Annotated in this window: 3 protein-coding genes; 1 reads left to right on the top strand and 2 read right to left on the bottom strand. The window is 42.3% G+C overall.

The window, feature by feature from the left end; genetic code table 11:
* Together KV696_RS09505 and KV696_RS10250 are read right to left on the bottom strand one after the other, a co-directional pair.
* Positions 1-8,762 (bottom strand): accessory Sec-dependent serine-rich glycoprotein adhesin (locus tag KV696_RS09505; RefSeq protein WP_219967523.1); only part of this gene is annotated, 8,762 nt, incomplete at its 3' end.
* Between the two features lie 800 nt (positions 8,763-9,562).
* Positions 9,563-9,850 (bottom strand): LPXTG cell wall anchor domain-containing protein, encoded by a 288-nt coding sequence (locus KV696_RS10250; RefSeq protein WP_284440263.1) that lies wholly within the window; start codon positions 9,848-9,850, stop codon positions 9,563-9,565.
* Between KV696_RS10250 and KV696_RS10245 the strand changes: the two genes are divergently transcribed.
* On the top strand, positions 9,849-11,476 hold a 1,628-nt coding region (locus tag KV696_RS10245; protein WP_284440262.1), incomplete at its 3' end, for a hypothetical protein. The two genes, KV696_RS10250 and KV696_RS10245, sit on opposite strands and share 2 nt — an antisense overlap.

The following is an 11,476-nucleotide window of genomic DNA, read 5'->3' as shown; positions in this document are numbered from 1 at the left end:
GTTGATGCTGATGTAGAGGCTACTGCGCTAGTACTTGCTGATGTAGACGCTACGGCACTTGTTGAGGCTGATGTAGACGCTACGGCACTTGTTGATGCTGATGTAGAGGCTACCGCACTTGTTGATGCTGATGTAGACGCTACTGCACTTGTTGATGCTGATGTAGACGCTACAGCACTTGTTGACGCTGACGTAGACGCTACAGCACTTGTTGACGCTGACGTAGACGCTACGGCACTTGTTGATGCTGAGGTAGACGCTACGGCGCTTGTGCTTGCTGATGTAGACGCTACGGCGCTTGTGCTTGCTGATGTAGACGCTACGGCGCTAGTCGATGCTGACTCAGATGCTTTTTGAGACTTGTAATCTGAATCATCTAATGTTGGCGTAACTGTATCAACAGTATTATCATCGTAGGTAACGGTTACTACTCCACGTTCATTAACAGAGATTGATTTAATTTGTTTACCAGCATTTAGTTTTTCAATCTCTGCGCGAATTTTTTCTCTATCTTCCGCTGTTGGATTCGTTTTGTTTGTTACCTTAATACTTGCTGGTACCTTTGGTTCATACTTCTCGTTTAGAGGAGCTTGTTGGAGTCCATATTCGACAAAATTAGTATTATCCGACAAGTCACGAACTCTTGCAAATCGTGTCCACTTATTACCTGCACTATATGGTTGAGTAGGATTATAGGTTCCTTCTTCTGTCAATTGACGTGTATCTGGTTGAGCGACTGAAGCATTCGTAACTGTATTAGTCGTTTGTTTCGCACGACCACCCGTTGCAAATGGACTTTCAATGAGATTTGTCGTTGCATACTTCGGATCTTCATTAACAGAATTATTCCATGCCTCAATATTTTTAACCTTACCACTGTTATCAGTAGTTGTTACAGTCACACGGAATTTATCTCCAGCATAGATTTTACTCTTGCCATCTGTCGTCTTAGGAGCTTCTACCCATTTATCTTTCGCCTTGTCATACACTTCAACCTTAACAGTAACATTAGGCGCTTCAGTTTCCTTAGTAATTTCTTTAGTCGTTGATGTGCTAAGGGTCTCTGGATTTCCTTCAGGATTTGTAACAACTTTAGTTTGTGTAGCCGTTACAGTTCCCTTTGGAAGCAAACCGTTAGCATCTGCTAATTCATCCGCTCCAAATGTGACACTTGTAGCACCAGCTGGTACCACCTTCGGAGGGAAAGTCTTATCACCGATTGTCAAGGTTACTGTCGCACCTGGTGCCACATCTGTCACTGTAATACTACGGTTTGGAAGACCACCTGTATTTGTTACTTGATCATCTGCGATTTTTGGTGTTTTTAGGTTGACTTTGATGGTTACTGGAACTGTTCGAGTATTTCTGTCCCTGTCAGTTTCTGTAGTACTTTTCGGTAGAGTGACTCTGACATTTCGTGTATAGTAACCCGGAGCAGCAACGATGTTATCCGCATCTAGGGCTGTTGTCCCGTCCCATGCAAAATCGACACCATCTGGCATTGGAACAGTCTGAGTAGTCGTCGTACCAGAAGCAGCTGTAGCAGAGTTAGCCTCCGTACTTGAAACAGCTGTAGCAGTGCCATCAACAGGATTCGTAGTAAGAACGATATCTGTATTCTTAATGGCATTACCTGGAGTGTTAATAATATCTGCTAGTGGGCCCTTATCCCCAACCGTTGTTTCATAAACTTTCTTAGCTACTGGATCCACTACTGAGTAGTCAAAGTTTACAGTACTTGTTAAGGCAGGATCACCATTTGATGCATTACCGAAACGTCCTCTAGAATAGTTCGCAACTGCGGTATAGGTCGTATTGTGGGCTAGAGGTTGGTTATCCGCATTACTTACCTTAGTTGTGTGCCATACATCACTGAAGGTAGTATTAACCTTCTCAGTTTGAATAGCATTTTCATCATTATTTAGCTTGTATTTAAAGGTTAAGCTTGACAATGAGTAGCTACCTGGGTCAGTCGAGTTATTAAGATTATTATTTACATATAGGTTAGTAAATCCACCAATGTTATTAGCCCAGTTACCACCTGTAACTCTATCATTACCTCTATCGGCTTTAAAGGCGTAGAATTTACCAGTTTTACCATCTCGTGTAAATGTTTCAAGCTTTTTGAGAACTGTATAGTTGTATTCGATGCGAGGAGTAACTGTACCGTCTGGATGCTCAACCTTCAAGTAAGCTGTACGATTTCCAATCTCATTAAAGGTAGGAGCTGTTTCCCAAGTAACTTTTGTACCTTCTGGTAAATCTTTTCCACCAATTCCACGAACAAAAGTAAGAAGATCCAAATCGTTTACATTTTCATCTTTTACCGCATAGAATCTATCCGAAACTTTTTCTACAGCATACTTAACGTTTGGACGAACGAGGTTACTTGTTCCATCCAAGTAGTTGATTGTGACTGATCCATCCTCATTTTGAGTGTAAGAATCAATTTGCTTGTCCGTTTGTGGATTTGATGCTTTGATCGCTTCAAGTACTTTCGCCTTTTCTTCTGCTGTTAAGTTGTTTACATCTGCAACTTCAAACTTAGTTGTTGGATCTACACCTGGATGTTTCTCTGACAACTTACCTTGTTTCAGACGGAAACGACTACCCTCAGAACGGTTTCCTACTGTATCTTCCGCGACAATGGCACGAGTAACGTGTTGACCATCGTTATACTGAAGATTTGCATTCACTGTACCAGTTTGAGTGACTGTTGCTGGTGACGTTGCAGTAGCTGGTGTAACTGTTGTGATATTATTTGGCGCAGCAGTTCCCCAAGTACTATGTAGGACGTTATCTGTTGCTGATGCTGTGTTTGAACCTTGTCTTACGACAGTATTCGCAATCTTATCACTGTTATCTGTGAACTTGGTTGTAAAGCGGAGTTTATCACCTGCATAGAAGGTATGTGTCACGAGACCACTTGCATCTGTAGACTTCGGTACAGCCTTCCATGTTTTCGTCTTTTCATCCCAGACTTCTACAACTGTATCTTGAGCTACTGGAGCTACCGTTTCACGAGTAATCGTTCCAGTTGCTGTTGCAGAGGTCAAGACCTTATCTGTATTATCACTAGGATCACGACGTGTAACTGCCTGATTAACAGTGATATCTCCTACAGGAAGAAGACCATTATTAGCTGCATAGACTGGTTGTAAGTCAGTAGCATCAAAGGTTACACTTGTAGCATTAGATCCAGCTGTCTTAGTGATTGTTTTACCAGCAATTGTAAGGCTAACTGTTGCACCTGGAACAACGTTGTCAATCTGAATAGATTGATTTGGCAAACCACCTTTTTCAGAAATTGTATTTTCTACAATAACTGGTGTTTTTGGATTAACTTTAACAACTACAGGAATTTCAAAGTTTGCTTTATCAGATAATTTATGAATTACCGTACTTGAATCAGGTGGAAGCTCCATATTAACTCTATGGATAGAGAATCCTGGATTCGCAACAGTTGAATCATTTGGTTGTTCACCTTGGTGCCATGTATATTTCGTCGCATCTGGTGCCTCTGTTCGTCCATCTTTAGGAACTACAGCATCTTTTGGACTTGTTACCATGCTACCAAGACCAGCAAGATCACCTTGAGATGTTTCAAACACTTGCTTAGCACCATAATCATAAACTGAGTAGTGCCATGTTGTTGAACTTTCAAGAGCTGGATTGTCTGCAGTTACCGCACCAAAACGTCCGTTTGGATAAATCGCTGTCAGCTTGTAATCCGTCTTATGAGCCATGTTGTCTACATTCCAGACACTACTAAAGGTCGGATTACCTACAGGTGTTGTTATGTTCTCACCTTCGTTATTGAGACGGTAGTCATATTTCCACTTAACAGCTAGCCCATCAAAACCTTGGCGGTTGGTCATATTTGTATAAACAAATGTATCTCCACCAATCTTATTAAACGTTTTGAAGGAGTAGAAGTTACCTGTTTGATTGTTATTCGTCTTAGTTTCCAGTTTTGGATAGACTTGGTAATTGTATTTCAAGTCTTTTGTTGAACCATCTGGGTAAGTGATGGTAAGAGCAGCTGCTTTTCCTGAACCAACTTCGCCAGTCGTTGGTGCTGTTTTCCATGTTACTTTGGCTGTTTCTGGAATAGTCCCATCGACGAAGTCTCTCGGTGTTAAGTTCGCAACAGCTTCATCTTTAATAGCATAGAAGATACCATTATTTTTAGCTGTTACATTGTACTTGTCAGCCTGACTTTGAACAGCGATGGTAATTGTCTTAGTTGAAATATTGCCACGTTTATCTTTGGCAACGATATTCACTGTAGAGTTACCTTTAGATGCAGGTGTTCCTGTGATTTTACCATTTTCATAGTGCAATCCTGCAGGGAGACCTGTAATCACAACACCATCTGTATCAGCAAGACCAACACCCTCATCGACAACTGACAATGGAATATCCACGTGTTCTCCTGATGTTGCTGTCGCATCATTTGCAGTGATTACTGGAGGAACCGTATCTCCTGCCACCTTACGAGCAGTTGACGTATCACTTGAATAACCATCTGAGGTACGAGTCGTCGAAGTAATAGGTGTATTTGTAGCAACAGCTGCATCTGTAAATCTTACCTGACCAGTAGCAGCATCGATCGAAACACCTGCAGGCGTTTCATTCAAGCTCCAGCGACCATTATTTGCTTTTGTAGCTGTCAATGTTTTCGAAGCATTTGTACCTTTTTGTGTATAGGCAATGGTCATCTGATTGACAGTGCTTTCTGATGCTTTTGGAGTTACTGTTGCGTTACCAAAATCATCCACGGTAATGGCTGGTTTTGTTGGTTTAGCAACCAAGGCAACTTGAATTTCTTTATCAGCTGCAAAGACTGTACGTGTTTCACTGCTTGTATCCTTAGTCTCTGCCGGGAATTCTGCAATCGCATTGTGGGTCCATTTACCTGGAGCTTGTAATTGTTTGTCATTACTTACATCATAACGATTGGCATCCTTCCACTTGAAGGTCATACCTCCTGGGAAGTAAGCGTCACCTTGTTCTGTACCAGCTGCAATTCCTGATGTTGCAATATATTGGTGAGCATCCCCTAAAGCATCTCCGACGTTTTTAAACACTTCCCCATTAGTAGCAGTATTTTTACGAACAACATCAACCACACGGTACTTCATGTAACGAGTTGTTTCAGTTGTTCCATCTGATACGATAACTTCAGCTATGTGAGTGCCAAGCTTTTGGTCATCATTTACTCTTCCATCAATCAGACGTCCAGAATACTTATTACTTTCTGTTCTACCTGTCTGCTCTGTAAAACTTCCTGACGCCACACCACCTGGTAGGTTTTTAATCTGCAATTTAGTCAACTTACCTGAGTTATCCCAAGCCTTAACGATTGGGTTAAAGGTAGCGCCACGGTAGACTGTAAAGAGCGGTGCATCCGAATCAGTAGGACGAGTTGTAGGAAGTGTTTTTCCTTGAACCGTTACGTTTGGTGCAATGCGGTCACGAACGTCAAAGTTTACTGTAACTGTATCTGTCGAACCATCTGGGTAAGTTACCAAGATGTCACGCGTTTGTCGACCTGCTGTCCAGTTAGTTGGCTCATCTCCAACCCAAGCATAAGTTGTCTTCGTTCCTGCAGTTGTACCTGTAGTTGGAAGATTTGATCTGTTAGTGATATAAGTTTCAGGATTATCAAAACGAACACGTCCATTTTCTTGGATATCTACGTTTTGTGTTGTAGTTGTTGGTGTGTACTTATCTGTTTGAGCACGGAACTCAATACGTAGTTTGGCATTGTTAGTATTGTCGTTTTGACCGTTGTTATTTGTCAAACCAACTTGGTCAAAACCAGAAATATAACGATCCCAACCATCTGGAACTCGTGTATAATCTTTACCAACATGACCACTAATGTTTACTTTAGTTGGATTTTTTGCTGTTGCATTTCCATTTTGACCAAGTTTGTTTTGATCAGTAGTAAAGCGAATCTCTGTCTTTTTAGATGTGTCAACAATGTCCGCAGTTTCAAACTTGTTAGTTGGTGCTGTATTTTTACCATTTTCAAACACCTTAACCTTATCCAAGCGTCCACTGTTATCTGTCATCTTCACATCAACATTAAACTCTTCTTCACGGTAGACAATCACTTTACGATTTGCCATATCAACCGTTGCCCCTTTATTGGCTACGATTTCCGTAATTTGTGGTTTTTCTGTATCTGTGAAACGAGATCTTACAGTGTTACTGAAAGCAGACTCAACATAAGTCTTCGTGATTCCGTCCTTATCTTGATAAGAAGGTTGGCCCTCAATCTTTACCTTAGCATTAAAGCTATCTTGGTTTGCCATTTGGACATTGTTGAAGGTAGCAACACCTTGCGCATCGGCAGTAGTACTCGTTAGTAATGTACCATTTTTATAAAGATCAACTTTTTTGTTTGGAGCTGCATTTGCTACAGTGATTGTTTGAGATGAAACGTTATCTTGTAGAGTTGTTGTAATTTCTGGAGTTTTTGGTTTCACAACAAACTTAACTGGTGTATCTGCACCCTTACTATCTGGGAATTGTCTATGAATATTGTATTCAAACACCCCTGGTGTACGACCGACCTGATTAGACTCTACTTTGGTATTGGTACCTTTTATACGATATTCAATCGTTGTGCCAGCAGGTCCTTTAGTACCACTATAGTCTTGAGTTCCTGGATGAACCAAGTATTGGTTAGGGTCTGTATAGGCTTGTTTTGTATCTCCGTTTGAATACCACCATTTCAATCCAGCCTTATTAAACGCAGACGTATCATATGGGGCTTCAACTTGATCTACGATATAAGTTCCGCTATCACGAGCTACAAAAGGATAGGCCTTAACATTATCTAACTTCAATGGGTTGGTATGGATACCAATCCCTGCCCAAGTTGTATTGTGAGTTCCTTCACCATACATAACCTTCATGTTCTTGAGGTCACCATTGGTTACGTTATCTGGAACTGTTGTTTCAAAACGGGTTACCGCAACACGTCCTTGGTCACCAACGTTAACGTTATTCCAAAGGACGCGTGCTTCGTTGGTCCAAAGAATAGCTGGCTTGATGTTATTTTCCCAAGTCGCTTTACGCCATTTGTCAGAGTTCCCTGTATTATGATAAGACTGAGCTTTCAAGAGGTTATACTGCTCATCTTGGCTGTTCAATGATACAAAACCTTTGTCCACAGCGTTATATTGTGCCTTTGATAATGTTCCATTTGTAGCACGTCTCAAACCATTATATTCAGCCGGCATCATATTATCTGATGGATTTTTCGAAATCGGAAGTCCCGTCATATCCGTCTGACGATGACCGGTTGCAGTACTTATATAAGAAGCATCAGCAATCGTTGTCGGCATATTGACCTGACTAGGGATTTGGATCCAGTGACGAACATTGGTCTGGTTCATGGTCTGACGAGGGTTAGACATGAGCGTCCAGATAATCTTTGTAATCTTACCGTTCTCCGCGTATACAGGTTCTGCCTTCAGATCAACAGAAGTTTCAACACGTCTTTTAACATCCGTATTTTCACCAGATGTTAGATACTTGATACTTTCACCATTTGCTAGATTTTCAGTCTGTTCACCGATGGCACCTGAACCAGTTTGTGTATTACGAACACGGAACTGTGTCCCTGGTTTCATCGCTTTACCATTAAGGAAATCACGTTTACCGTTATTAGCACGAAGCACAGCATTGACGATTGAGTTTTGCGCAGATGTGGCTTGCTTGATAACATCTGTCAAGTCAGCATTTGGAGTTTTCAGTGCTTCTTCGATAGCTGTTACAGCAGCATTGACCTTAGCAACCGCTGCTTCTGTATTTGGCAGACCGATAGACTTAGCGAGGTATTCACCCATAGTCGCTGAGATTTTAGATAGACGTTTGCGGTCTTCTTGGGCTTTCTTGTTGCTCTCAGCAGATACTGTAGTCGCTACGGCAGCTGTTGTCGTTGTATCCACCAAACTTGAAGTCGTTGATGTGATTTGACTCAAACGATTTTCAACTGCTTGTAGAGATGCGAGGCTATCAGTGATAACTTTTGAAAGAGCCGCATCAGCTGTTGCGTTAGCTGCATCTTCCTTACGAACAGATGTCTCTTTGTTTGAAGCTGTTTCTGATGTTGCTGGTTTTGCAAGTTCAGAAGTCACTCCAGTTTGTGATTGAGACGAACTTGTCGAGGCTGACTTAGATGCACTTGTTGAGGCTGACTCAGATGCACTTGTACTTGCACTTTCAGAAGCAGATGTACTTGCCGATACAGAAGCACTTGTTGAAGTACTTACTGATTGGCTTTCACTTTCTGAAAGATGCTTACTTGCATTCTTGGAAGCTTCCTCAGACAAGGATTGGCTTTGGCTGACAGAAACTGATAGGCTGTCGGCTTGAGCCCCCTCCTGATCTTTTACTGTTCCCAAAGTTACTGTGTCTGTATTCGCAAGTGTTTGATTTGACTCTACTGTCTTTTCAAGAGCGTCGTTGGCATAAACAGTTGTTTGTGTTGCAACTGCTCCTCCAAGCACCGTCCCTGCTGCGGCTATCCCTTTCAGGATATCCAATCCAGTCAGTGTATTTGCTGATTGCTCTTCGATAACTTCAGTTGTTACCTGAGCAGCATCTACACCACCACGCAAGACTTTAAAGAGACCAAATTGAGAGGTCGAGGCACGCAACCAATGCTTACCCGACTTAATCAACTTGAAACGGGTCACACGATCCGTCTCTCTATATTCACCTTCTTGGCGTCTAAAAAACATTTTTTAGATTCCTTTCCAATTATATTTATGTGTATTTATCAATAAAATACCAATCTATATTATACACTTCAAATGCAGTTAATTCAATAACTTTCAAAACATTTTTACCTAAAAAAAAAAAGTATTTTATATGGATATTATAGGCGGATATACCGTTTTTTATAAATATTAGAAAAATAACCATTTTAAACGTTTTCATAGAAACAAAGTCCAATTTTTAAGCGTTTTTATGTTTCAAAATTCCGAAATATTAAATTTTTGTTACAAGGCGTTGGATGCGATTTCCTAACCATTATTATAAAATAGTTTATTTTATAAGCATTTTGTTTGAGGTTGATTTTAATACAATATTAACTATATTGTATTTTAAACAAAAAATTTTCCAAAAATACATAATCCAGAAAATTAATTTTGTTTCATATCATTATCGCTAAGACGTTTGTATATTTTTATTGAGTAGATGAACCATACATAGCTGAAAAATAGCAACCTTAGGTCACCTTTAAAGTAAGGATGAGATATTCGATTTTTATTATTGGGATTTTAGGATTTCTTATTTATTGTGGATGAAAAAAAGATATGAACAAACCGATCAGGAAAGGATTATTAATTTCTAGAAATGTTTTAGTAGCCTTTGTGTACTGTTGTAGTTTCAATTTTCCATAAAATAAAAAAGTGAACTAAACTGAATTCTGATTTCCAGAAAACTAGTTTTGTTCACTTTTTTTATGGGCCAAACTTTTGTTCCAGCCACTTTTTCAAACATCTATCCGTAGAGAAGTCTGCTACAGAAAGATTGTTTACATTTCTTCTTCATCATCCCGTTTGCGGCGTTTCGCAATCAGACCTAGACCGGTTACAGCAGTCAAAACACCTAGGAGTACAGATGATTTGGAAGCTTCTGTACCTGTATTTGGCAATTGCTGTCTTGACTTAGCTGTCGATCCGGTACCATTTCCGACATGTGAAGTCGAATGATCAACATTTGATCCTACAAGCGAGATTGACGTTGAAGCACTCTCAGAAGCTACACCTGAAAGCGACGTACTTATCGAAGTCGACATAGACACTAACGTTGAGACTGACATGCTTAGACTCGTTGATTGCGAAGTACTGTCACTCAAACTAAAGTTCGGTTTATCAGTACTATCCGGAACTGACATACTTGTGCTTGCTGAGGTAGAGGCTACCGCACTTGTTGACGCTGAGGTAGAAGCTACCGCACTTGTTGATGCTGATGTAGAGGCTACCGCACTTGTTGATGCTGATGTAGAAGCTACAGCACTTGTTGACGCTGAGGTAGACGCTACGGCGCTTGTTGACGCTGAGGTAGAGGCTACGGCGCTTGTGCTTGCTGACGTAGACGCTACAGCACTTGTTGACGCTGACGTAGATGCTACCGCGCTAGTTGATGCAGAGGTAGACGCTACCGCACTTGTTGACGCTGACGTAGACGCTACGGCACTTGTTGATGCTGACGTAGACGCTACGGCACTTGTTGACGCTGATGTAGAGGCTACCGCACTTGTGCTTGCTGAGGTAGACGCTACGGCACTTGTTGACGCTGAGGTAGATGCTACAGCGCTTGTGCTTGCTGAGGTAGAGGCTACGGCGCTAGTGCTTGCTGAGGTAGAGGCTACCGCACTTGTTGATGCTGACGTAGATGCTACAGCGCTTGTGCTTGCTGAGGTAGACGCTACCGCACTTGTTGATGCTGATGTAGACGCTACGGCGCTAGTACTTGCTGATGTAGACGCTACTGCGCTTGTGCTTGCTGAGGTAGATGCTACAGCGCTTGTGCTTGCTGAGGTAGACGCTACCGCACTTGTTGACGCTGAGGTAGAAGCTACCGCACTTGTTGATGCTGAGGTAGAGGCTACCGCACTTGTTGATGCTGATGTAGAAGCTACAGCACTTGTTGACGCTGAGGTAGACGCTACGGCGCTTGTTGACGCTGAGGTAGAGGCTACGGCGCTTGTGCTGGCTGACGTAGACGCTACCGCACTTGTTGACGCTGAGGTAGACGCTACGGCACTTGTTGATGCTGAGGTAGAGGCTACTGCGCTTGTGCTGGCTGAGGTAGACGCTACTGCGCTTGTGCTTGCTGAGGTAGACGCTACTGCGCTTGTGCTTGCTGACGTAGACGCTACCGCACTTGTGCTTGCTGAGGTAGACGCTACCGCACTTGTTGATGCTGAGGTAGACGCTACGGCACTTGTTGAGGCTGAGGTAGAGGCTACTGCGCTTGTGCTGGCTGAGGTAGACGCTACCGCACTTGTTGACGCTGATGTAGAGGCTACAGCGCTAGTACTTGCTGATGTAGATGCTACAGCGCTTGTTGACGCTGATGTAGAGGCTACCGCACTTGTTGATGCTGATGTAGAGGCTACCGCACTTGTTGATGCTGATGTAGACGCTACGGCACTTGTTGATGCTGATGTAGAAGCTACCGCACTTGTGCTTGCTGATGTAGATGCTACAGCGCTTGTGCTTGCTGATGTAGATGCTACCGCGCTAGTGCTTGCTGAGGTAGATGCTACAGCGCTTGTGCTTGCTGATGTAGAGGCTACCGCACTTGTGCTTGCTGATGTAGAGGCTACTGCGCTTGTGCTTGCTGATGTAGAGGCTACCGCACTTGTTGATGCTGAGGTAGATGCTACTGCGCTAGTGCTTGCTGATGTAGAAGCTACGGCACTTGTTGATGCTGATGTAGA

It is taken from the genome of Streptococcus humanilactis (genome assembly GCF_019448275.1).
Taxonomy (GTDB): domain Bacteria; phylum Bacillota; class Bacilli; order Lactobacillales; family Streptococcaceae; genus Streptococcus; species Streptococcus humanilactis.
Note: the sequence above shows the minus strand (reverse complement) of the source record. Positions and strands in the feature narration are given on the sequence as shown.

What these genes read in the sequence shown, in the direction of transcription:
- KV696_RS10250 (WP_284440263.1), bottom strand. Translation starts at nt 9,850, where the DNA reads ATGTCAGTCTCAACGTTAGTGTCTATGTCGACTTCGATAAGTACGTCG.